18 protein-coding genes are annotated in these 23,795 nt (G+C 71.1%); 13 read left to right on the forward strand and 5 right to left on the reverse strand.

The annotated features are described in order from the left end of the window. The first annotated feature begins 150 nt into the window (after positions 1-150). Both ABZU43_RS24000 and ABZU43_RS24005 read left to right on the forward strand, forming a co-directional pair. Positions 151-600 carry an SCP2 sterol-binding domain-containing protein gene (locus tag ABZU43_RS24000; RefSeq protein ID WP_355008723.1) on the forward strand — a complete coding sequence of 150 codons (450 nt, stop codon included), beginning with the start codon at positions 151-153 and terminating at the stop codon, positions 598-600. Between the two features lie 69 nt (positions 601-669). Then, on the forward strand, positions 670-951 hold the full coding sequence (locus ABZU43_RS24005) for a hypothetical protein (RefSeq protein ID WP_355008724.1): 282 nt from the start codon (positions 670-672) through the stop codon (positions 949-951). Between the two features lie 162 nt (positions 952-1,113). On the opposite strand, the gene ABZU43_RS24010 is transcribed toward ABZU43_RS24005, so the two are convergent. The 5 genes from ABZU43_RS24010 to ABZU43_RS24030 form a co-directional block, all read right to left on the reverse strand. Further along, complete coding sequence (locus ABZU43_RS24010) at positions 1,114-1,884, reverse strand: MerR family transcriptional regulator (protein WP_355008725.1); 771 nt, start codon at positions 1,882-1,884, stop codon at positions 1,114-1,116. A gap of 172 nt (positions 1,885-2,056) precedes the next feature. Further along, positions 2,057-2,893 (reverse strand): AraC family transcriptional regulator, encoded by an 837-nt coding sequence (locus ABZU43_RS24015; protein WP_355008726.1) that lies wholly within the window; start codon positions 2,891-2,893, stop codon positions 2,057-2,059. 1,007 nt (positions 2,894-3,900) lie between these two features. Next, complete coding sequence (locus ABZU43_RS24020) at positions 3,901-5,001, reverse strand: carboxymuconolactone decarboxylase family protein (protein WP_355008727.1); 1,101 nt, start codon at positions 4,999-5,001, stop codon at positions 3,901-3,903. A 59-nt stretch (positions 5,002-5,060) separates the two neighbouring features. Then, positions 5,061-6,695 carry a GMC family oxidoreductase gene (locus ABZU43_RS24025; RefSeq protein WP_355008728.1) on the reverse strand — a complete coding sequence of 545 codons (1,635 nt, stop codon included), beginning with the start codon at positions 6,693-6,695 and terminating at the stop codon, positions 5,061-5,063. Continuing rightward, the gene (locus ABZU43_RS24030) at positions 6,692-7,261 is read right to left on the reverse strand and encodes a DUF5987 family protein (RefSeq protein ID WP_355008729.1); all 570 of its coding nucleotides are present in this window, start codon (positions 7,259-7,261) and stop codon (positions 6,692-6,694) included. The genes ABZU43_RS24025 and ABZU43_RS24030 overlap by 4 nt, the downstream gene beginning before the upstream one ends. Positions 7,262-7,648: 387 nt before the next feature. Between ABZU43_RS24030 and ABZU43_RS24035 the strand changes: the two genes are divergently transcribed. The 11 genes from ABZU43_RS24035 (at position 7,649) to ABZU43_RS24085 (ending at position 23,710) form a co-directional block, all read left to right on the forward strand. Beyond that, positions 7,649-8,689 (forward strand): carboxymuconolactone decarboxylase family protein, encoded by a 1,041-nt coding sequence (locus ABZU43_RS24035; protein ID WP_355008730.1) that lies wholly within the window; start codon positions 7,649-7,651, stop codon positions 8,687-8,689. 133 nt (positions 8,690-8,822) lie between these two features. Then, positions 8,823-9,401 carry a hypothetical protein gene (locus ABZU43_RS24040; RefSeq protein ID WP_355008731.1) on the forward strand — a complete coding sequence of 193 codons (579 nt, stop codon included), beginning with the start codon at positions 8,823-8,825 and terminating at the stop codon, positions 9,399-9,401. A gap of 2 nt (positions 9,402-9,403) precedes the next feature. Further along, positions 9,404-9,970, forward strand: coding sequence for a copper resistance CopC family protein (locus ABZU43_RS24045; RefSeq protein WP_355008732.1), 567 nt, complete (start codon positions 9,404-9,406; stop codon positions 9,968-9,970). Between the two features lie 103 nt (positions 9,971-10,073). Then, complete coding sequence (locus ABZU43_RS24050) at positions 10,074-11,066, forward strand: DUF1702 family protein (protein ID WP_355008733.1); 993 nt, start codon at positions 10,074-10,076, stop codon at positions 11,064-11,066. 146 nt (positions 11,067-11,212) lie between these two features. After that, on the forward strand, positions 11,213-12,181 hold the full coding sequence (locus tag ABZU43_RS24055) for a DUF1702 family protein (RefSeq protein WP_355008734.1): 969 nt from the start codon (positions 11,213-11,215) through the stop codon (positions 12,179-12,181). Between the two features lie 75 nt (positions 12,182-12,256). Further along, positions 12,257-18,055, forward strand: a complete 5,799-nt coding sequence (locus ABZU43_RS24060; protein ID WP_355008735.1) for a type I polyketide synthase — start codon at positions 12,257-12,259, stop codon at positions 18,053-18,055. Between the two features lie 5 nt (positions 18,056-18,060). Then, complete coding sequence (locus tag ABZU43_RS24065; protein ID WP_355008770.1) at positions 18,061-18,501, forward strand: acyl-CoA thioesterase; 441 nt, start codon at positions 18,061-18,063, stop codon at positions 18,499-18,501. Between the two features lie 48 nt (positions 18,502-18,549). Continuing rightward, positions 18,550-19,056 carry a flavin reductase family protein gene (locus ABZU43_RS24070; protein ID WP_355008771.1) on the forward strand — a complete coding sequence of 169 codons (507 nt, stop codon included), beginning with the start codon at positions 18,550-18,552 and terminating at the stop codon, positions 19,054-19,056. Then, positions 19,053-20,408 carry a cytochrome P450 gene (locus tag ABZU43_RS24075; RefSeq protein WP_355008736.1) on the forward strand — a complete coding sequence of 452 codons (1,356 nt, stop codon included), beginning with the start codon at positions 19,053-19,055 and terminating at the stop codon, positions 20,406-20,408. Before ABZU43_RS24070 ends, ABZU43_RS24075 begins: the two co-directional genes overlap by 4 nt. Before the next feature lie 303 nt (positions 20,409-20,711). Beyond that, positions 20,712-22,667, forward strand: coding sequence for a CRTAC1 family protein (locus ABZU43_RS24080; RefSeq protein WP_355008737.1), 1,956 nt, complete (start codon positions 20,712-20,714; stop codon positions 22,665-22,667). Beyond that, positions 22,664-23,710, forward strand: a complete 1,047-nt coding sequence (locus ABZU43_RS24085; protein ID WP_355008738.1) for an enediyne biosynthesis protein — start codon at positions 22,664-22,666, stop codon at positions 23,708-23,710. The genes ABZU43_RS24080 and ABZU43_RS24085 overlap by 4 nt, the downstream gene beginning before the upstream one ends. The last annotated feature ends 85 nt before the right edge of the window (positions 23,711-23,795 follow it).

Below are 23,795 nucleotides of genomic sequence, written 5' to 3' on the forward strand. Positions count from 1 at the left end.
ACGCCCGATCAGACGGGCCCTGGCACCTGCGCAGCCTGGGAGGTGCCCCCGGTCGGACTCGGGGCCAGGATGTGTGACGAGAGCAGGGGGTGGCGATGACCGGAGGGCGCGGAAGTCGCACCGCTGCTGTGGTGAGCTTGGAGGAGTTTGATGTCCATCCACGATTCACGTGTCGAAGCTATGGATCCGGTCGAGTTCGCCCGTCTGGTGAAGCACACTCCGGACGACGAGCTGCGCGAGGTCATGCGCGGTGAGCGGCGTGCCGAAATCCTCGATCACCTGATCGGCGGGATGCGGTCCGCGTTTCGGCCCGAGGTCGCCGGCCGGACCCGGGCGGTGGTGCACTGGCGAATCGGCGACCGACCGGACGGCGGCGTCGACACCTACCAGATGGTCATCGCCGACGGCGTCTGCACTCTGTCGTCACGAGCCGACGGGCAGCCACAGCTGACCTTGAACCTGGCCGCGGCTGATTTCGTCCACCTGGTCACCGGCAACGCGCACGCGGTGATGCTGGTGATGAAGGGCCGGTTGAAGACCCGAGGTGACCTCGGCCTGACCGCCCGGTTCCCCACCTTCTTCGCCGCCCCCCGGCCCTGAGCGGCGCGGCCCGGACCGGGTGGAGGCGTCCGTGTCCATCTGGCGATTCGGCAGGTGAGGAGCGAGAACATGACCGACACCGCTGCGCACGGTGAGGACGGGCGCGATGCCGAGGACTCGGCCGCCGACCCTCGCCACGAGGACCTCGAAGACCCGTGGCGCGGTATCCCGGCCACGCTCCTCGACGGTCCCGGCTACCACATCGGCGGGCCGGCCGGAGACGGGCGAGATGCCCCGCAGACGCTCGGAAACTCTCGCGCCGGGAACGTCGAAGACCGCTGGCGCGGCATTCCGGCCACGCTTCTCGACGGCCCCTTCTACGACGCCGACCCAGCGGGTGACTCCCGATGAACGGCGGGCTCGCGGCGCGCACCGTCAGGCGGTACGACCTCGCCAGGACCCGCGGGCGCCACCGGGTCGCGTACGCCGACTGAGGCGCGTGCACCGCGGCCGCTGCGGGTGTCGTCGCTTTCCCGCCGGGCGACGTGCCTGTGCCCGTCACCCACGTGCCTCTCAGCTGGCACGGTCGGCCCGGCGGGGAAGCTGTTGGGGCGCCCCGGTCACCGGGTCGCCGGCGTGCCGCGTGCCGTTCGCCGGCGTCGCGTCGGTGGTGGGGGAGCGGCCGTGCGTCGACGGGGCCGAGCCGGACGTCTCGGCCGGTCTGCCGAAACGCTGGGTGACCAGGTGCTCCTGGGCCATCCCGCGCAGCGCGGCGAGCGCCGCGTCGAGCAGCACCGCGCGGGCCACCGCGGCGGCCCGCTCCACTTCCATGTCGTCGCGCGGAAGCAGACCGAGCTCGCGGTCTGCGGACTGTTCCGCGAGTTGTGCGTACGGATGGAAGAACTCGGTGCCGTGGCTGCAGCCGAGCTGGCGCAGAGCTGCGAGAACATGGGCCAGCCGGTTCCGACCCGGGACGTCGTCGCCCACCTGCCAGCCCAGCTCGTTGATGAGGCGGTCGACCTCGGTGCGCTCGGCCGTCACGTCGTTGACGGCCTTGGATTTGTCGAGGTCCGGGTACACCACCCGGTTGGCGGTCCGGTACAGCCCGGGAAGTGGGAGGTCGTCGTCCTCGATGGCCGTGAGCAGTTCCATCACTGTGGACAGCTCAAGCTGGCCGATGCCGGTCATCGCCCGGATGAAGAGCAGGCGCCGTCGGTGCGCCTCGCCGTACTGCGCCTGGTTGCGGCCAGTCAGTCGGCCCGGTGGGACGAGACCCTCACGAAGATAGAACTTGATTGTTGCGACGGGCACGCCGGTGTAGCGGCTCAGGTCAGAGATGCGCATCGAGTTCCCCCAGCTGGTCAACACAGCCCCGCGGTGCGATTCTCCCATGTGGAACGGGTAGAGATTGATGGCGATCCCATGGCACGCTCGTGGCGGAAGCGTTCGGGCCGTCACCGCGTCGCGGCTGTGGCCCGGGTGGGACCGGCGGTCGAGCAGTCGAGCAGTCGAGCAGTCAGGCAGCGGTACGGTCGGACTCGCGGAGCTTCGTGATCATTACGGGCGCGGCGCTCAGGGGCGTCTCGGCCGCCTGCTGTTCCGCCGCGACCCGGGCCAACGCGAGCTTTCGGCTGTCCATCAGGGCCAGTAGCACGGGCGGATCGATGCTCTGGATCGGCTGTAGGTCGAGGTCCACCCGGATGTCGGAGTTCCATGAGACCGTCAGCGGCCCCTCCGAGGCCACCGCGATCGGTCGGTTCGCCTCGTCGGGACGCCCGCCCGCGTTGGTGTCGACGGCTTGAGCGAGCAGGTACCAGGTGCCCGGCGGCACCGTGTCGAAGTGGAAGTAGCCGCCGTCGGGTAGCACCGCGCACCGCACCGGACGACCCTCGGGGATGCGGTCCGTGAAGAGGCCGACGAAGACCGGCCCGTTCGGCCGGCCCGGCTGCGAGGGGATGCGGCCGTGTACCCGGGCTTCGGAGAGCGGGGCCGGTTCCGGATCGGTCGCGATCTGCGGGGCGTAGCCGGCGCGGCGCCGGTAGGTGGTCGGCGACATGCCGACGCTGCGGGTGAACCGCGAGCTGAAGGTGCCGACGCTGTTGTAGCCCACCCGGAGGCTGATGTCGGCGACGTTGAGTGTGGTGGAGATCAGCAGTTGTTTGGCGCGTTGCAGACGCAGCGCGGACAGGAAGCGGCCCGGGGAGACCCCGGTGGTCCGCTGGAAGATCCTGGTGAAGTGGAACTTGCTGAACATGGCAGCCCTGGCCATGTCGTCGACGGTGAGCTGCTCGCCGAGATTCTCTCGCATGGTGCTGATCGCGCGATTCACGGCCTGCTTGGTCGATTCCTCCATGATGCCTCCCCCTGACCTGTCCGGCGATTTTTCGTACTAGGTGGTAATAATTGTCGTGTAAAGCATCGCGGTTTCGGTCCCATCGAGCGCGGTAGTGATGCATATGATTGCGCCGGTATGCCCTACTGCCTCACTCCCGCCGCCCCGATGGGCACCGCTTCCGGTCGAGGCTAGCCCAGCCCAGAGCGATTGACAATACTGCTGATCATCGAGGGCAATAGACCGCAATCGTGAAGAGAGGAACGCCTTGAGCAGTGCTTCTGACACTCATATGAAGCTCGACAGTCATCCATGCGGATAGCGGTGCGACCCACTTTCCACCGGGGTTGCCGAGAGTGGCCAATGTGGAAACTGGTAACGCATACGGTGCCCCTGGGCTGCGGTTTGACGCGAAACGTCGGTAATTGTCGATCATGTACCCGGCGGTCTGGCTACCTTCAGTGAATCTGGCGCTTTGTTGACTGAAAAAGATTATTGACCGGAGCGACGAGCGGAAGGTAAGATTATTTGCTCACGCTTTTGGTCGGATCTATTGCAATGCATAGTCGGAGTTTTCCGGAATGCCAGTATTTGTTTTTCTATTAAAAAGAATTGCTGCCTGAATTTCTCGGGCCGGGGTCGCGTGGCCGATATTCGTCAATTCTCAATCGGGTGCCGGATAGGTGGATCAGCCGCTCGTCGCGCTGGTTTCGATCGGGCCCGGATAATCAGTCGGGGCGGATTCCAAAGACCGTCGTCCGGCCCGGTGAACAATAGGAGGAGCGGCAGTGGAATCCCGTCGGCCGCACCGCCTCATGCCACTCGGCACGGTCCCTACCAGGATGGGGGCGAGGGTTGCCTGACCGACCCCGATCGACCATCCCGTCCGTGGGACAACCGTGTGAGACACACCCGAGGGGCGCGTCCTACTGCTCAGGGAGGCGTACGAGACGGGCCTCGTCGTTGCCACCTGAAGCCGCGGCCAGCGACATCCAGGAGCCGTCGGGCGGGCCGTACGCCTCGCAGGATCAACCGATGGTGCGCCGGCTCCAGCCCGCCGTCGGGGCCGGCGCGACGCGAAGGGCGCGCGCGCCCAGGTGACGGGCGGCGGTGAGGCTCGACCAGGCGGCCAGTTCGACGAGACCCCGGTCGTCGTACCCCTGGGCGCGTACCCGGTCGACATCGGCGGCGGTGACCCGGTAGGAGGCGAACGCCACCAGCAACGCCAGGCGCCCCGCCGGGCGGTCCGACTCCGGCAGGCCCGCGACGCACTCGTCGAGCCAACGGAGTCGCAGGGCGGCCGGGCGCGCGTCCAGGACGGACGGGGGCGCGCCAAGGCGAGGGAGTTGCGCCGTCAACAGCCGGCGTACCGGTGCCGGGACACTGCGTTCGCCTGCCGCGTCGACCACCGCTGCGGACCGGGCGAACGCCGCCACCAGGTGCGGCCGGTCGCCGGTCCAGGACAGGTCCGGCGGCACCGTCGCCGGAGGCAGCAGGCCCGGGGACTCGCCCGGGACCACGGTCCTGCCGGCCAGCCCGGCCAGGATCCGGGCCGCACCCCGCCGCAGCACCGCCGCGACCGGGCCGGGCACCGGCGGCAGGGGCGAGTCCGGCAGGAAGACGTTGACCATCCGGTTCAGGTAGTGAAACACCACAGCGACGCCGACGAGTTCGGGACCGTGCTCGGGCGGGAACGGCGGCGGCCCGCCGTGGACGGCCCAGCGGGCCAGCTCACGCAGCTGCGGGTCCCGCAGGTCGGCCAACTGCCCGGTCAGCATGGCGGCGGCGTCCGGGCCGCTCAGCAGACCGGCGAGGGTGCCACCGTGCACGTCCACGCAGTACGGGCAACGGTTGGCCTGGGAAACCCCGGCGGCAACCACCTCCCGGGCCTCCCGGCCCGTCTGCCCGGACGCCAGCAGCGCCTCGCGCAGCATGGTCCAGGCCGCGGCGAGCACGACCGGAGAGGCCGCGTGCAGCGCCACCGGCGGTGCGAGCATCCCGAAGTCCCGTTCGATCTGCTGGTACACGGCCGCCACCGGGCCGTCGGCCCGGCTCGGCGGGACTGGCGCGACGTGCCGGAGTTGCAACGCCGTGGCGCGTCGAGCGACCCTCGCGATGAGCTTTCGCACCGATTCTCCCTCGGAAGAACAGGCGCCGGCCGGCGCCTGGCCGGCCGACGCCCGACTGTTCAGCGGGCGAACACCGCCCGGCGGCCGGCGGTCTCGCCGTCCGGCGACGGCGCCCCGTAGGTGACGGAGACCCCCCGCTCCTGCGCGGCCCGAATGATGCCCGGCATGGCGCGTTCGGCAAGGGCGGCGATCGTGAACGCCGGGTTCACCGTGAGCGCACCGGGGACCGCCGATCCGTCGGTGACGAAGATTCCGGGGTGTCCGCGCAGCTCGTGCCGGTCGTCCAGCGCCGAGGTGGCCGGGTCGTCGCCGATCCGGCAGGACGCCAACGGGTGCACCGTGTACGCGCCGACCAGGTCGTTCGTCCACGGCTCGACCCGGGCCAGCCCGTCGCGTTCCAGGATGTCCTTGATGTCGGCGTCGGCCAGCGACCAGCCCCGCCGGGTGTTCGCGGTGGGCCGGTAGCTCAGCGGACCGTGCCCCAGCATCTGCTGGGAGAAGCGGTGCGCGTTGCCGGTCTCCGGCGGCGGCCCGAAGACGCCCTCGTTGTCGTCCTCGGACATGATGAAGATCGTCAGCCAGGACTTCCAGCGGCGCAGCATCTCCTTCTTGTCCACCCCGAACCAGGTCGGGCCGCTGGCGTCGGGCGCCTGCGCCAGGATGGTGCCCAGCCCCGGCGGGAAGTAGAGCTGCTCCAGTGAGTAGCGCTCGAACTCGGGCAGGTTGCCGTCGAGCCGGTCCCAGCTGGCCACCGTCGGGCCGCGCCCGATCTGGTAAGCCTCGTAGGCCCGCCCGTCCGGTCGGGAAAGCCCGAGCACGTCTCGGACCCGGTCCTCGTCGAAGACGGCGGTGTTCAGTCGCTCCCCGTTGCCGGAGAAGTAGCGCCCCACCGCGTGCGGCATGGTGCCCAGCCCGGGCTCCGACCGTTGCAGGATCACCGGTGTGGCACCGGCACCCGCCGCGACGATGACGAGCTTCGCGTCGATCGCACCTTCGTCGTGCAGGATCCGGTAGTCCTCGCCGTCCACGATCCGGTAGTGCACCCGGTAGCCGCCGTCGTCGTTACGGGAGATCTGCTGCACCTCGTGCAGCGGCCGGATCTCCGCGCCGTGGGCGAGCGCCGCCGGCAGGTAGTTCAGCAGCAGTGAGCGCTTGGCGTCGAACCGGCAGCCGGACATCATCCAGTTGCAGTTGGTGCACATGTCCACGTCGACGGCGGACGGCGCCGGGTTGGCGGTGCGCCCGGCGTGCCGACAGGCCGCGCCGAACAGGCCACCGGCGTACGGGATCTTGTCCCAGGTCTGCCGGGTGATCGGCAGGGCCTCGGCGACCCGGTCGTACCAGGGTTCGAGGGCGTCCCGGCTGATCGAGCCGGGCCACATCCGGCGGCCGATGCTGCCGCGTCGCTCGAAGACGAAGCGCGGCGCGCGCGGCATGGTGGCGAAGTAGACAACGCTTCCGCCGCCGACACAGTTGCCGCCGAGCACGCTCATGCCGTCGCCCACCACGAAGTCGAAGACCCGGGTGTACGACGAGCCGAGCAGGAAGTCGTGGTCGAACTCCTCGCCGCGCAGCCACGGGCCGCGCTCCAGGACGGTCACGCGGGCACCGCCCGCAGCGAGGTGGTACGCGGGGATGGCCCCGCCGAAGCCGCTGCCGATGATGAGAACGTCTGTCGATTCGATGCTGGTCATGCGGGGCTGCCCGTCGCCGTCGTGTCGGGGTGGAGGTCGGCCAGTTGCCGGCCGTAGGAGAAGGACTCGAACCGCCAGATGCCGTCGGCCTGCGGCTGTTCGTAGCCGATGGTGAGCAGCCCTGGGTGGCCGGCGGCCAGCGCGGCGGGCGTGCTGAGGTGGGCGGCGCTGTCGAAGGCCATGTTGCTGAACAGGGCCAGGCCCACCCACATCTGCTTTTCCGGGTGATCCGGTTTGGTGAGGTCGGCGACCAGAGCGGTGCGGTGGTCGAACGGCAGCGCCACGAACGGCGGCACCGTCGGATCCGGCGTCAGGCCGTGGTCGGCCGCGTACTCCCGTGCGTGGTCGTTGAGGGAGAACACCAGGGAGTCCAACCCTTCGGCCAGACCGCCGGCCGGGTTCTCGAGAAGCTCGACCGCACCGGCCGCCACCGCACCACCGCCGGCTGACACCCCGGCCACACTGCGGTCCCCGGGAAACCGTTTCTCGCCGGGAATGATGGTGTCCGCGAACGCCTCTAGCACGAGGGTCCGATCCGGATTGCGCTCGGATTCGTCGGGCTGCACCGCATCGCCTCCTGTCCGTGGTCGGCGCGCCGGTACGGGTCGTCCGCCTGGCGGACGCGCGACCGGAGGAGGTGCCCGCCGGGCCGGTCAGTGCCGTGGCCGTCGTGCCGGACCCGCGGCGGTGACCCACCGGACACCGCTCACGGATCGCTTTCCCACATCGTGACGGCAGCACGACAGGGGCCGCATCTTCGTCGTTGCGCTCGCACGGAACCCTCTGAATCTGGAGAAAAACCCCGGGCTTCTCCGGTCGTGCGCTGGACCGGTCGGCCCCACTCCAAGCGACCGCCGCCCGCTGATACTGACCGGGAACACGACGACGGATGGAGGACGGAGATGGTCGCCGGGCGGGTAGCGTCCTCAATGGTGCGTCGGCAGGTCAGGTACGTGTCCCCGGTTTCCCCAGGGTCGGCCAACGGGCTGGTCGCCGAGGTGTACGCGCAGGTGGCCGACGAGATGCGACTCGTGGTGCCGCCGGCGTTGATGCACTCTCCGGCACCGGACGTGCTGGCCGCGTACTGGGCGCTGACCCGGGAACCCCTGGTCACGGTGGGGCCGGTGGACCGGGCCACCAAGGAGGCGGTAGCCGCGGCGGTGTCGGTGGCCAACACCTGCCCGTACTGCGCGGACATGCACACCGTCGGCATGTACGACCTGTCCGGCGAGCACGCCGCCGAGGCGGTCGCCGGCGACCGGATGCAGGACATCACCGAGCCGGAGCTGCGCGTCGCGGCGGCGTGGGCGCGTACCGCACACCAGTCCGACGACGCCGCGCCGCCGCCTGCCGGGCTGTCCCCGGCGGACCGCGCGGAACTGATCGGGGTGGTCGTCGCCTTTCATTACCTGACCCGCATGGTGAACGTGTTCCTGGCGAACTTCCTGCTGCCGCCGGGCCTGGCTCCGTGGCCCCGTCGCCGACTCAAGCAGGGGATCAGCCGGGTCCTGCGTCCCACCCTGCGGGAGCCGCGCGAGCCGGGCCGGGCCGCTGGGCTGCTGCCCGCCGCGCCGCTGCGCGCGGCCACCGCCTGGGCGGCGCCCCGGCCGGCGGTGGCCGCCGCGGTGGGCCGGGCCGACCAGGTCTTCCGCGCCGCCGGTGAGCGCGCGCTCTCCCCGGAGGTACGCGACCTGGTCACCGCGCATCTCTCGGAGTGGCGGGGGAGGGAGACCGGAATCAGCACCGACTGGTGCGAGCGGCTGATCGCCGACCTGGCACCGGCGGACCGGGCCGCCGCGCGGTTGGCGCTGCTCACCGCGGTCGCCTCGTACCAGGTCGACGAGGAGGTGGTCCAGGAGTTCCGCCGCCACCACCCGGAAGACCGGTCGCTGGTCGACGCCGCGGCCTGGGCCGCCTGGTCGGCGGCTTCCCTGGTCGGCGCCCGGCAGGTGGCCGATCCGGTGACCGGACCGCCGCCCCAGCGCCACGGCTGACCACCGCACCGCATCCGGTCCGGCGCCAACTGAGCATTGTGGAAGAAAGCCGATGCGCCGCGACCCGGAAGGGTGGGAGGGGATGCCGTCCGTAGGGCTCGGGCGGCGACCGCTACGGCGACTGGAGGCCAGGATGAGTGTTGACGCGGCGCGAACCGGGAGGGTCGGCCCGACCAACTGGTGGAACGGTGCCCACCACCGTACCGCGCTGAACCTGTTCATGGTCGTGGTGCTGGCGCACTGGGCCGAGCACCTCACGCAGGCGTTCCAGATCTGGGCGCTGGGCTGGCCCGTGCCGCAGGCGCGCGGAGTGCTCGGCCTGTACTTCCCCTGGCTTGTCACCTCCGAATGGCTGCACTACGCGTACGCGCTGGTGATGCTGGTCGGCCTGTGGCTGCTGCGCGGCGGTTTCGTGGGCCGGTCACGCACCTGGTGGATGATCGCCTTCGGGATCCAGTTCTGGCACCACATCGAGCACCTGATGCTCTTCGTGCAGGCTCAGACCGGCACGTTCTTCTTCGGCCGCTCGGTTCCCACCAGCATGTTGCAGCTGGTCCTGCCCCGGGTCGAGCTCCACCTGTTCTACAACACCGTGGTGTTCCTGCCGATGGTGATCGCGATCATCCTGCACCTACGGCCCAACCGGGCCGAGTCCGCGCTGATGGCCTGCAACTGCGCCCCACGGCTGACCGTGGCGCCCAGCATGTCGTGACGGTGCCGGAAGCAGCGCGATCGGGGCCCGGGTCCCGGTGGTTCGGGTACCTCCTCGCCGCAGTGGTCTGCGCGGTGGTGGCGCTGGCCGCACTCACCGACAACCCGACCGCCCGGGTCGCCGCGGTGACGCCGGCGGACGGCGCGACAGTGGCCGGTCCACCGGCCGAGGTGGTGGTCACCTTCGAGGGCACGGTGCGGGCCAGGGAGTTCCATCTGGCCGTCGCGCCGGCCGGTCAGAGCCGGTCGATAGCCGCCGGTCCGGCGAGGCTGGAGGAGCAGCGGTTGGTGCTGCCCGTCCGCGTTCAGACCGCCGGGGCGTATCTGGCCGCGTACCACGTGCTGTTGACCGACGGACGGCAACTGAGTGGCACGACCCGGTTCACAGTGGCCGCTGGCGGACCGCCCGTTTCGGTGGCCGCCGACGCCCCCTCGGTCGGGCCCGGTGGGCACCAGCACGGTGCCGACGACCCGCTCAGCGTGGGCCTCCTCGTGCTGGACCTGCTGCTGGTCGTGGTCGTGGCCGTCGTGCTGCTACGCCGGCCCCGGGTCCGGGCGGCGCGACGCTGACGGTGACCGGGAGCGCATGAACGAAGGCGCGCGAGATGCGGCCGGCGTACGACGATGGGTACGCCGGCCGCGGCACGTCGCCGGGCCGTGAGGGAGGACGACGATGCCGACGACAGTGGGTTCGATACGGCGGCTGGTCCTGACGCCGTCACTGGCGGAGACGACCTTCGCCCGCCGCGGCTTCCCCGTGACGCCCGGCCCGGTGACCCGCCGCCTCGAGGCGATTCCGCAGGCGGTGATCTGCGGGTTCGAGTGGGGCATCGACATGCGCGACCAGTGGGAGCTGGAGCGTCGTCTGGAACTGGTCGAACCGGAGATGCGCGGCTTCGCGTACGAGGGTGCGGCGATGGCGCTCACCGTCATCGACGCGATGCCGGGGCCACGCCGTCACCGAGCCCGGGAGTTGCTCTCCGGTCCGGGCCGGCCGCACACCTTCCTGACCTACATCGGCATCGGGTTCGCCATGGCCCGCCTGCCGCGCCCACTGTGGAAGGGTGTGCTGCCGGATCTGACCGGCACCCCCTACTACCCGACAATGAGCTGGCTGGCCGTCGACGGCTACGGCTTCGACCGGGCGTACTTCGAGACCGAGCGGTGGGTGACCCGGCAGGAGCTGCTGCCCGCGTACCCCTGGCAGGGGCGGGCGGACTACTTCCCGCGCGCCGTCGACCAGGGCATCGGCCGGGCGCTCTGGTTCATCCACGGGGCCGGCGCGGCGGACGTCGCCGCGGCGGTGCGGCGGTTCGCGCCCGCCCGGCAGGCGGACCTGTGGAGCGGCGTCGGCCTGGCGGCCACGTTCGCCGGCGGCGCCGACCTCGGCAGCCTGCGCTCGCTGGTGGACGCCGCCGGAGAGGACCACGCGCACCTGGCGCAGGGCGCGGTCTTCGCGGCGAAGGCCCGTCACTTCTCCGGTTTCCAGCCGGCGCACACCGAGGTCGCGCTGACGGCACTGGCCGGCATGTCGGTCGAGGCTGCCGCCGCCCTGGCCGACGACGTCGCGGTCGACAGCCTCGCCGACGACGCCGAACCGGACTACGAAGTGTGGCGCCGCCGCATCCGCGCTCATTTCCCGGTGCCCGCGACGCGCGTGTCGTAGCGATTCCCGCTACCCGTTCTGGCGCCCATTTTCCGGGCGCGGCCCCTGCCTGCCCGAGGTCGGTGCAAAGCGCCGCAACAAAGAAGAAGAATGTCCTCGCCCGGGCTGCGAATATTGGCGACATATCTATTGCCCTGGGGGTGCTGATGAGAGCTTGGCGAAGGCTGCGACGGCGTGTCCTGACTCCGGACATCTCCCAGACGAGGTGTGACGTCCGGGGCTTCCACGTCACTGACGAGGCGACGCGTGAGCGCTTGGAGACCGTCGGCGGGTCCTTCCTCGCCGGCTTCGGCGAGGCCGCGGAGGCCCGCGTCGTGGCCGACGTCGTGGCCCCGCTGGAGCGGTTGGCGCCCACCTGGCGCGGCTTCGCCTACGAAGGCGCGGCCATGGGCCTGAGCATCCGCGACGCGCTGCCCGGGCGGGGCGGGCGGGTGGCCGAGTTCCTCGCCGGCCCCGGCGACCCGCACGTCTACATGGCGTACGTCGGGGTGGGCTGGGCGATGGCCCGGCTGCCCCGGTTCCTCTGGTCCCGGCTGTACGCGCCGGACCCGCTGCTGCGCTGGCTGGTGCTGGACGGCTACGGCTTCCACCAGGCGTACTTCCGCACCGGACGCTACGTCGAGCAGCGCTACCGCGAGGAAACCTTTCCCTGGCCCGGCGACGACCCGGGCAGGTACGCGGTGCGGGCCATCGACCAGGGCGTCGGCCGGGCCTCCTGGTTCGTGGTCGGGGCCGATCCGGACCGGTTGGCCCGCCTGTTCGCCGGGTTCCCGGAGCGGCGTCGGGCGGACCTGTGGGCCGGTGCCGGGCTGGCCGCCACCTATGCCGGCGGCGCTGACGAGGCGGGGCTGCAGCGGCTGCGCGAGCTGTCCGGGTCGTACCGGGGCGACCTGGCCCAGGGGTCGGCCTTCGCGGCCGGGGCCCGGGTGCGCGCCGGCCTGACGGTGCCGCACAACGAGGTGGCCACCCGGGTGCTGTGCGGGTTGTCGACACGGGACGCTTCGGCGGTCACCGACGACACCCGGATCGGGGTGGCCCCGGCGAACGGCTTCCCCGCGTACGAAGTGTGGCGGCAACGGATCAGGAACGCGCTCGTGCCGATTCGGAATAGTTGATTTGCTTCATTCACCGAAGACCGTGCGCGAATTGTTCCGTGCTGCGCCGGGCGTTTGAGGAAGGGCGTAGTCAGTATGACAAGAATCGCTGTGGTGGGCATGGCGTGCCGCTATCCCGACGCCACGTCTCCGCGGGAGTTGTGGGAGAACGCACTGGCTGGCCGGCGGGCCTTCCGGCGGCTGCCCGACGTGCGGTTGAAGCTGGACGACTACTGGGACGCCGATCCGAAGACCCCGGACAAGTTCTACTCGCGCAACGCGGCGGTCATCGAGGGCTACGAGTTCGACCGGGTGGCCTACAAGATCGCCGGCAGCACCTTCCGCTCCACGGACCTCACCCACTGGCTGGCGCTGGACGTCGCCGCCGCCGCGCTGGCCGACGCTGGCTTCCCGATGGCCGAAGGGCTGCCCCGGGAGCGGACCGGCGTGGTCATCGGCAACAGCCTCACCGGTGAGTTCTCCCGCGCGAATCAGCTCCGCCTCCGCTGGCCGTACGTGCGGCGGATGGTCGGCGCGGCGCTCAAGGAGCAGGACTGGGACGACGACCAGCTCGCCACCTTCCTGGACGGCTTCGAGGCCACCTTCAAGAGTCCGTTCCCGGAGATCGACGAGGACACCCTGGCCGGTGCCCTGTCGAACACCATCGCCGGGCGGATCTGCAACCACTTCGACTTCAACGGTGGCGGATACACAGTCGACGGTGCCTGCTCCTCGTCGCTGCTGTCGGTGGCCACCGCCTGCAAGACGCTGATCGACGGCGACGTGGACGTCGCGGTCGCCGGCGGCGTCGACCTCTCCATCGACCCGTTCGAGATCATCGGCTTCGCCAAGACCGGTGCGCTGGCCACCGGCGAGATGCGGGTCTACGACCGCTCCTCCAACGGCTTCTGGCCGGGCGAGGGCTGCGGCATGGTGGTGCTGATGCGGGAGGACGAGGCCCGCGCCGGAGGGCACCGCATCTACGCCTCGATCGCAGGCTGGGGCATCTCCTCCGACGGCAAGGGCGGCATCACCCGACCCGAGATCAACGGCTACCAGCTGGCGCTGCGCCGCGCGTACGAGCGCACGGGCTTCGGCATCGAGACCATCGGGCTGTTCGAGGGCCACGGCACCGGCACCAAGGTCGGCGACGCGACCGAGTTGGAGGCGCTGTCGCTCGCCCGCGCCGAGGCGGACCCGACGGCGCCGCCGGCCGCGATCGGCTCGGTGAAGGGAATGATCGGTCACACCAAGGCAGCCGCCGGAGTGGCCGGCCTGATCAAGGCGGCGATGGCGGTGCACCAGGAGGTGCTGCCGCCCGCCATCGGCTGCGTGGACCCGCACGCGCTGATCAGCGAGGGCACCCCCGCGCTGCGGGCACTGCGCCGGGCGGAGGCCTGGCCCGCGGACACACCGGTTCGCGCCGGGATCACCGCGATGGGGTTCGGCGGCATCAACACCCACATCGTCCTGGACAACTCCCGATCACGGCGCAGGTCGACGTTGGACACCCGTACCCGCGCGCTGGCCACCGGCCTCCAGGACGCCGAACTGCTGGTGGTCGACGCACCCACCCCGAATGACCTGGTGCAGCGGCTGGACCAGCTGATCGAGTTCGTGCCGTCCCTGGCGTACGCCCAGCTCGCCGACCTGGCCGCGACCCTGCACGGTGAGCTGCGCGAGCAGCCCTTCCGGGCGGCCGTGGTCGTCTCCTCGCCCGAGGACGCCGAGCGGCGGCTGCGCAAGGTACGCGACTCGGTGGAGGCCGGGGAGACCCGGATGTTCTCCGCCGACGGCCGCTGCCTGGTCGGCCACGTCAGCGGGCCGGGACGGATCGGTTTCCTCTTTCCCGGCCAGGGCTCCGGACGGGGCGTCAGCGGCGGCGCGCTGCGTCGCCGGTTCGCCGAGGCGGAGGAGGTGTACCAGCGCGCGAACCTGCCCACCGGCGGCGACGTGGTGGCCACCGAGGTGGCCCAGCCGCGCATCGTCACCGGCTCCGCCGCGGGCCTGCGGGCGTTGACCACGCTCGGCATCGAGGCCGCCGTGGCGGTCGGTCACAGCCTGGGCGAGATCTCCGCGCTGCACTGGGCCGGCGCGATCGACGAGGCGGGCCTGCTGCGTATCGCCGCCGTGCGTGGCCAGACCATGGCCCGGCACAGCGCGTCCGGCACGATGGCCAGCCTCGGTGCCGCGCCGGAGGCCGTCCACCCGCTGATCGCCGACCTGCCGGTGGTGATCGCCGGCTACAACAGCCCCGACCACACCGTGATCGCCGGTGCCGAGGACGCGGTCAGGGCTGCGTGCCGGAGGGCGTCGGACGCGGGGCTGAACGCCTCCGTCCTGTCCGTCTCGCACGCGTTCCACTCGCCGCTGGTGGCCCCGGCCGCCTCGGCGTTCGGTGCGGCGCTGGCCGACGAGCCGTTCCGGCCGCTGGACCGGCGGCTGGTCTCCACTGTCACCGGCGACGTGCTGCCGGCCGACACGGACGTGCCCGCCCTGCTGAGCCGCCAGATCACCGATCCGGTGCTGTTCACCCTGGCGGTCACCCTCGCCGCGAAGGACGTCGACCTGTTCGTCGAGGTCGGGCCGGGCCGGGTGCTGACCGGGCTGGCGTCCCGGACCACCGACGTACCAGCGGTCGCCCTGGACACCGACGAGGAGTCGATCGCCAGTCTGCTCAAGGTGGTCGGCGCGGCGTACGTGGTTGGTGCGGCGCCGGTGGACAGCGGGCTGTTCCACGGCCGGCTGATCCGGCCGCTCCAGATCGGCCAGCGGTTCTCCTTCCTGGCCAGCCCGTGTGAGCAGGCGCCGCCGCTACGGCTGCCGGAGGCCGCCGCCGCGGCGGCGCTCACGCCGGCAGCCCGGCCCGCCGAGCCGATGGTCGCAGACCTGCTCGGCGAGTCCGCCGAGGAACAGCTGCGCCAGTTGGCCGCCGAGCGGGCGGAACTGCCGCTGGAGACGGTGCAGCCGGACAGCCACCTCCTGGACGACCTGCACCTCAGCTCGATCACCGTCGGCCAGGTGGTCAACGACCTCGCCCAGCGGATGGGTGTGCCGACTGCGGCGCTGCCCACCAACTTCGCCACGGCCACCGTCCGCGAGCTGGCCGAGGCGTTGGATGAGCTGGCCGGTACGGCGGGGCAGGCCGGGTCGGTGACCGAGCCGCTGGTGGCCGGAGCCGCCGCCTGGGCCCGGCCCTGGCGGCTGGACCTGGACGAGCTGCCCGCGCCCGCGCGGGTGGCTCCCGAGGAGACCGGCCGGTGGCGGGTGCACGCCGCGCCCGGACACCAGTGGGCCGACCGGTTGGCCACCGCCCTGCAACGGGCGAACCTCGGCGACGGGGTGCTGGTCTGCCTGCCCGACCCCTGCCCGGAGGAGGCGCTCGACCTGGCGCTGACCGGGGCCCGGGAGGTACTCGGCGGTGCCCCTGGCACGCGATACGTGCTGGTCCAGCACGGTCGCGGCGCGGCCGGCCTGGCCAAGACCCTCCGGCTGGAGGCACCCCGCGCCCGGGTCACCATCGTCCACCTTTCCGACGACGCGGCCGTGGTGGACCGAGTGGTGACCGAGGTGGCGGGCACCGCCGACTATCGCGAGGTGCACTTCGACATCTCCGGCGTACGCCGGGTGCCGACGCTGCGCGCCATGCCGGTGCGTGCCGCCCGGCCCCGTCCCGCGCTCGGCGCGGACGACGTGCTGCTGGTCACCGGCGGCGGCAAGGGCATCACCGCCGAGTGCGCGCTCGCCATGGCCACCGACAGCGGGGCGAGCCTGGCCCTGCTCGGCCGTTCCGACCCGGCGTCCGACACCGAGCTGGCGGCCAACCTGGCCCGGATCGCCGAGGCCGGGGTGACGGTCCGCTACGCCCGCGCCGACATCACCGACGCCGACCAGGTACGTCGTGCCGTCGCCGAACTCACCGCGCAGCTCGGCCCGGTCACCGCGGTCCTGCACGGTGCCGGCCGTAACGAGCCCGCCTCGCTGGCCAGGCTGGACCTGGCGGACTTCCGGGCCACGCTCGCGCCGAAGATCGACGGACTGAAGGCCACCCTGGAAGCGGTCGACCCGGACCGGCTCAAGCTGCTGGTGACCCTGGGCAGCATCATCGGCCGCGCCGGGCTGCGCGGCGAGGCGCACTACGCCACCGCCAACGACTGGCTGGCCGAGACCACCGAGGAGTTCGGCCGACGGCACCCGGGATGCCGGGCTGTCTGCCTCGAGTGGTCGGTCTGGTCGGGTGTCGGCATGGGCGAACGGCTCTCCGTGATCGAGTCCCTCACCCGCGACGGGGTCACCCCGGTCACGCCGGACCAGGGCATCGCGATCCTGCGCCGGCTGCTGGCCGACCCGGACGCGCCCGGCACTGTGGTGATCAGCGGCCGCACCGAGGGCATCGACACGGTCCGCTACGACCTGCCGGAGCTGCCGCTGCTGCGGTTCGTGGAACGGCCGTTGATCCGGTACCACGGCGTGGAGCTGGTCACCGAGGTCGACCTCAACGTCGGTACCGACCTCTACCTGGCCGACCACCTCCTCGACGGCAACCTGCTCTTCCCGGCGGTGTTCGGCATGGAGGCGATGGCCCAGGTGGCCGGTGCGGTCACCGGCGACGGGCGGGTGCCGGTCATCGAGCGGGCCGAGTTCCTCCGGCCGATCATCGTTCCGCCGTACGGCCGCAGCCGGATCCGGGTGGCCGCGACGGTGACCGACGACGACACCGTCCAGGTCGCCATCCGCAGCGAGGAGACGGGCTTCGCCGCCGATCACTTCACCGCGACGATGCGCTTCACCGACACGGTGGCCCCCGACGGCCCGCCCGACCAGGTCTGCGACGAGATCGCCCCGGTGTCGATGTCACCGGCCGACGATCTGTACGGCGACGTGCTGTTCCAGGGTGACCGGTTCCAGCGGCTGCGCCGCTACCGGCGGGCCGCCGCCCGCCACGTCGACGTCGAGGTGGAGGCACTCGACGACGTCGACTGGTTCGCCCGGTTCGTGCCAGACCGCCTGCTGCTCGGTGACCCCGGTGTGCGGGACGCGCTGATGCACGGCAACCAGGTCTGCGTGCCGGACGCCACGCTGCTGCCGACCGGGGTGGAGCGGATCCACCCGGCGGGGGAGAAGCTGACCGGCCGGGGTGAGTTGCGCTACTGCGCCACCGAGCGCAGCCGCGACGGCGACACCTACGTCTACGACGTCGTCCTGCGGACCACGGCCGGCGAGGTCGTGGAGCGCTGGGAGGGCCTGCGACTGCGTGCCGTGCGCAAGCAGGACGGTCGCGGCCCCTGGGTGGCGCCGCTACTCGGGCCGTATCTGGAGCGGGCGCTGGGCGACGTCCTCGGCGCGCAGGTGGCCGTGGCTGTCGAGCCGGACGGCCCGACCGAGCCGGTCGACCAGCCGGGCGGGCACCTGGCCGTGCGGCGGGCCCGGTCGCGCATCGCGGCGCGGCGTTCGACCGGCGAGCCGGTCGAGGTGACCTACCGCCCCGACGGCCGCCCGGAGATCGCGGGCGGGCGGACGCTGTCCGTGGCGCACGGCGCGCGGCTGACCCTGGCGGTGACCGCGACCGGGGCCCTCGGTTGCGACGTCGAAACGGTGCTCCACCGCGACGACACGGTGTGGGACGGCCTGCTCGGCGAGCACGCCGGCCTGGCCCGGCTCGTTGCCGCGGACACCGGTGAGGACGCCGACACGGCCGCGACGCGGGTCTGGACGGCGCTGGAGTGTGTGCAGAAGTCCGGCGGCCAGCCCGGCGGACCGCTGACCCTGCTGCCCTCGCCGCGCCCCGGCTGGACGGTGTTCGGGGCCGGCGAGCTGCGGGTGGCGGCCTTCGTCACCGCGGTACGCGGCGTCGACGAGCCGGTGGTGTTCGCGATCCTTACCGAGGGGAGGTGACGACGGTGGAGCGCTGGTTCGAGTACCGGCACACGGTCGGGTTCGAAGAGACCAACCTCGTCGGCAACGTCTACTACGTCAACTACCTGCGGTGGCAGGGGCGGTGCCGGGAGATGTTCCTCAAGGAGAAGGCGCCGGCGGTCCTGGCCGACCTCCGGGCGGATCTCAAGCTGTTCACACTGCGGGTCGATTGCGAGTTCTTCGCCGAAATCACCGCCTTCGACGAGCTGGCCGTCCGGATGCACCTGCGTGAGCTGGCGCAGACCCAGGTCGAGTTCGGCTTCGACTACGTCCGGCTGGACGCCGGCGGCGGCGAACTCCTCGTCGCCCGCGGCTCGCAGCGCGTGGCGTGCATGCGCGGCCCCAACACCCGCACCGTCCCCACCCGGGTGCCCGAGGCGTTGGAGGCCGCGCTCAAGCCGTACGCCGCGGGCGTACGGGCCTGACCGGCGACCCCAGGAGTCACTGTGACAGCTCATCCCCAACCCACCGGCCTGGTGACCGACTCGAAGACACTCCGCTGGGCACTCGCCGCCTTCGCCACCGGCGTCACGGTGGTCACCGTAGGCGGCCCGACCCCGCACGGCATGACGGCCAACTCATTCACCGCGGTCTCCCTGGATCCGCCGCTGGCCCTGGTCTGTGTCGGCCGGGACGCGATGATGCACGGCGCACTGACCGAGGCCGGGCAGTTCGGGGTCTCGGTGCTCGCCGCGGCGCAGGAGCCGGTGGCCCGCTACTTCGCCGACCGGCGTCGGCCGCTGGGCCGGGAGCAGTTCGAGTTCGCCGAGTGGCAGCCCGGCAGCCGGACCGGCTCGCCGCTGCTGGTCGGCGCGATCGCGCACTTCGAGTGCGAGTTGTGGCAGGCGTACGACGGCGGGGACCACAGCATCTTCATCGGCCGGCTGGTGGCGCTGGACCGCAACGCCGACGATGCGCTGGTCTTCGTCGACGGTCAGTTCCGCCAGTTGGAGCGTGCGCACAGCGGGGCCACGACGTGAGCGTCGCGACGCGGGCCCGCCGGACGCCGCCCGGTCCGCCGCGCCTCGCGGCGCTCCGCATGCTGCTGGTGATGAATCGCGACCGGCTGGGAATGATGACCTCGGCCGCGCAACGGTACGGCGACGCGGCGCGGCTGCCCGTCGGCCCGAAGAGCCTGTACTTCTTCAACCACCCGGACCACGCCAAGCACGTGCTGGCCGACAACGCCGCCAACTACCACAAGGGCATCGGGTTGGTGCACGCCCGGCGGGCGCTCGGCGACGGTCTGCTCACCAGCGAGGGTGAGCTGTGGCGCAAGCAGCGCAAGGTGATTCAGCCGGCGTTCCAGAGCCGGCGGATCGCCGCCCAGGCCGGTCAGGTGGCGGAGGAGGCCGCGGCCCTGGTCGAGCGCCTCCGACGACGGGCCGGCGACGTCGTCGACATGTCGGACGAGATGACCTCGCTGACGCTGGGGGTGCTGGGCCGCACTCTGCTCGACACCGACCTGGGCCGGTTCCCGACCATCGGCGGTGACTTCGCCGCCGTGCAGGACCAGGCGATGTTCGAACTGGCGACGTTGAGCGCGGTGCCACCGGTGCTCCCGCTGCCCCGGCAGCTGCGGTTCCGACAGTCCCGGCGGCGGCTGGAGGGCATCGTCGACCAGTTGGTGGCTGAGCGCGGCAGTGCCGACGACGACCGGGCGGATGTGCTGTCCCGGCTGATCGCCTCCGCCGGCCGGGAGCGGGATCCGCGCATCGGGCGCGCCCGACTCCGCGACGAGCTGGTCACCCTGCTGCTGGCCGGCCACGAGACGACCGCCAGCACACTGAGCTGGACCCTGTACCTGCTCGACCGGCACCCCGAGGTACGCGAACGGCTGCGCGCCGAGGTGGTCTCGGTGCTTGGTGACCGGTTGCCCACCATGGACGACCTGGGCCGGCTGCGCTACACCTCGATGGTGCTGGAGGAGGTGATGCGCCTCTACCCGCCGGTGTGGCTGCTGCCGCGCAAGGCCCTGGCCGAGGACGAGGTGGGCGGGTACCACGTCCCCGCCGGCGCGGACGTGCTCATCTGCACGTACACGCTGCACCGGAACCCGCGGTTCTGGGACGACCCGGAGCGGTTCGACCCGGAGCGATTCGACCCGGCCCGCTCCGTCGACCGACCCCGGTACGCGTACATCCCGTTCGGCGCGGGGCCCCGGTTCTGCGTGGGCAATCACCTGGGTCTGATGGAGGCCACCTTCGCCACCGCGTTGCTGGTGCGGGATCTGCGCCTGACCCGTCCGGCGGGTCGTCCGGTGGTGCCCGAGCCGATGCTGTCACTGCGGGTGCGTGGCGGCCTGCACATGAGCGTCGGCCTGCCCGACTGACTGTGCTCCGCCGCCGTCCCCGCCCGGTCCTCCGGGTGGGGACGGCGCGGTCCACGACTGTTTCCGGGGCATTTTTCTTCCGAGTCACAACCGTCGTGAGTAGTGGCACTCACCGCTTTCGAAAAACGTTTCTTCATCCGTGCGCGCTTCGCCGTAAACAGCTTCGAGAGCAATTCCTGAGAAGACACCGCGCCGCGCCGGACGAAAGCATGGCGATGGTTCGTACCGAGACGCCGCGTCCGACCGCACCGCCCGCTGCCGGCCGACCCGAATGTCCCGGCGCCGTCTACCCGAGGGGGACACTTGCCACCGCAATCCGTAGGCATCCTGCGCCGACTCATCCCACCCGTGTTCGTCCTGGTGCTGGTCGCCGGGCTGTTCTCGGTGGCCCGGCTGCCCTCGGCGTCTGCCGAGGAGCGCAGCGCGCTGGCCTCCCGATACGCGTTCACCGAACGCCCGATCGCGTTGCCGCCCGGCCTGCCGGAGCGCACCGTGCGCCAGGTGAACCCCCGGTACGAGCACATCCGGTCCTGGATCTCGTCGGTCGGCGCCGCAGTGGCGCTCAACGACCTGGACGGCCAGGGTGGTGCGAACGACCTGTGCCTTGTCGACACCCGCAGCGACGCGGCGATTGTCACCCCGGCCCCGGACAGTGGTGCCACGTACGCACCGTTCGTGCTGGATCCAGCCCCGCTGCCGATGGGTCCGGCGATCGCCCCGATGGGCTGCACCCCCGGCGACTTCAACCTCGACGGCCGGATGGATCTGCTCGTCTACTACTGGGGCCGTACGCCGGTGCTGTTCCTGCAGCGCCCCGGGGTGACCTCGCTGAGCCTGGCGGCGTACCACCCGGTCGAGCTGATCCCACAGCAGACCATTGGCACCCTCTACCGCGGTCCGTTGTGGAACACCAATGCCGTCGCGGTGGCCGACTTCGACGGTGACGGCCGCCCGGACATCGGGATCTTCAACTACTTCCCGGACAGCCAGGTCCTCGACCCGCAGGGCCTGCCGCACGTGCAGATGAACCACTCGATGTCGCACGCGCACAACGCCGGTGGCGCGTACCTCCTGCGGTGGACCGGCGCCACCACCGGTGACTCACCCTCGGTGAGCTACGAGAGGCAGGTGGGCGGCGATCCGGAGTTCTTCACCGGCTGGACCCTCGGCGCCAGCTCCGCGGACCTGGACGGCGATCTGCTTCCGGAGCTGTACCTGGCCAACGACTTCGGACAGGACCGGCTCTTCCACAACCGGTCCAGGCCCGGCCAGATCCGGTTCGACCTGGTGGAGGGAAATCGCGACCCGATCACCCCCAAGTCACTCGTGCTCGGACACGACTCGTTCAAGGGCATGTCCATCGACTTCGCCGACCTGGAGGGGCGCGGACGGTTCGATGCGTTCGTCAGCAACATCACCGAGTCCTGGGGTCTGGAGGAGAGCAACTTCCTCTGGCAGAACACGGCCTCGACTCCGGAGCAGGCCCGGAAGATGCTGAGCAGGGGCGAGGCGCCGTTCCGCAACCAGGCCGCCGCCAAGAACATGGCCTGGATCGGTTGGGGCTGGGATGCCAAGATGGCCGACTTCGACAACAGCGGACGGTTGGCTGTCGTCCAGGCCACCGGCTTCGTGAAGGGCACCATCAACCGGTTCAACTGGTTGCAGGAGTTGGCGATCAGCAACGACCTGCTGCTCTCCGACCCGGACATGTGGCCCAAGGCCGAACCCGGTGACGACCTCGCCGGCGACAACGAGCTCGCGTTCTGGGTACGCGAGGACAACGGCCGGTACGCCAACATCAGCAAGGAACTCGGTCTGGCCCTACCCATCCCCACCCGGGGTGTGGCGGTGGCCGACACCAACGGCGACGGGGGCCAGGACTTCGCCGTGGCCCGCCAGTGGGGTCCGCCGGCCTACTACCGCAACGAGAAGCCCGGGAACGGCAACTTCCTGGGGCTGCGGCTGACCCGGCCGACGCTGTCCGGCGACGGTTCCTCGCCGGCGTACGGCGCGCAGGTGCGGGTCACCACCGCCGACGGCCGCACCCAACTCGCCCAGCTCGACGGGGGCGGGGGTCACTCCGGCAAGCGCAGCTTCGACGTGTTCTTCGGCCTCGGCGCCGCCGGGGACCGGCCGGTCAAGGCCGAGCTGTGCTGGCGTGACCTCACCGGTGCCACTCACATGCAGACGCTCGACCTGACCGCCGGGTGGCACGACTTCATGCTGACCAGTCGAGCCGAGGAGTTGACCAAGCGATGACGGACGTCAAGCAACCCGAGGCGACCAGGGAGCTGTCCCTCGCCACCCCGGTCACGCCGTCCGCGACGGCACCGCAGCCGACGCCCACAACGGACCGGCCCGCCGTACCGCGGGTCGACAGCAAGGACCCGCGCTACATGGCGCTGCGCAACTTCGCCATGTCGATGACGGTCTTCAACATCCTGGGTTACACAGTGCTCGGTTTCGAGCAGCCCTGGCTGTGGCCGATCCTGGCCCTGGCGGTCGGATACGGCACCGAGATGATCGTCGAGATGGTCTCGGCGCGGGCGCTGAAGCGACCGGCGGCCTTCACCGGCAACGGCGCGTGGGGGGTCTACACCTTCCTGCTGCCGGCGCACATCACCGCGTTGGCCGCGAACATGTTGCTGTACGCCAACGACAACTTCTGGCCCATCGCGTTCGCGGTGGTCGTGGCGGTCGGTCAGAAGGCGGTGCTCCAAGCGCCGATCAAGGGCCGGATGCGGCACTTCATGAACCCGTCCAACTTCGGCATCACCATCACGCTGCTGGTGTTCTCCTGGGTCAACATCGCCCCGCCGTACCACTTCACGGAGAACGTGCCCGGGGTGATCAGCATTCTGATCCCGGTGATCATCGTGACGGCGGGCACGGTGATCAACGCCATGCTGACCAAGAAGGTGCCGCTGATCGTCGGCTGGCTGGGCGCGTTCGTGATCCAGGCGGTGCTCCGGCACTTCATCTGGGACGTGTCGCTGGTCGCCGCGCTCGTCCCGATGACCGGGGTGGCCTTCGTCCTGTTCACCAACTACATGATCACCGACCCGGGCACCACCCCGGCGGCACCCCGGATGCAGTTCATGTTCGGTTCCAGCGTCGGCATGGTCTACGGCCTGCTGATGGTGTTCAACGTGGTCTACACGCTGTTCTTCGCCGTGACACTGGTCTGCCTCGCCCGTGGGCTGTTCTGGTGGGGCCGGTGGCTGATGCAGCGCAACCGGCCCGAGGAGAACCTGACACCCGCACCGCCGCCCGCGGCGGTGGCGCTACCGGTCGCCCGTTGACCGTCCGCTGGTCCCGGTCACCGGTCGGCCCGCTCGTCGTGGGTCCACCGGTGGCCGGGACCGGCCGCTTTCGTGGAGGTGCACA

The organism is Micromonospora sp. NPDC005205, from assembly GCF_040608275.1.
GTDB lineage: Bacteria > Actinomycetota > Actinomycetes > Mycobacteriales > Micromonosporaceae > Micromonospora.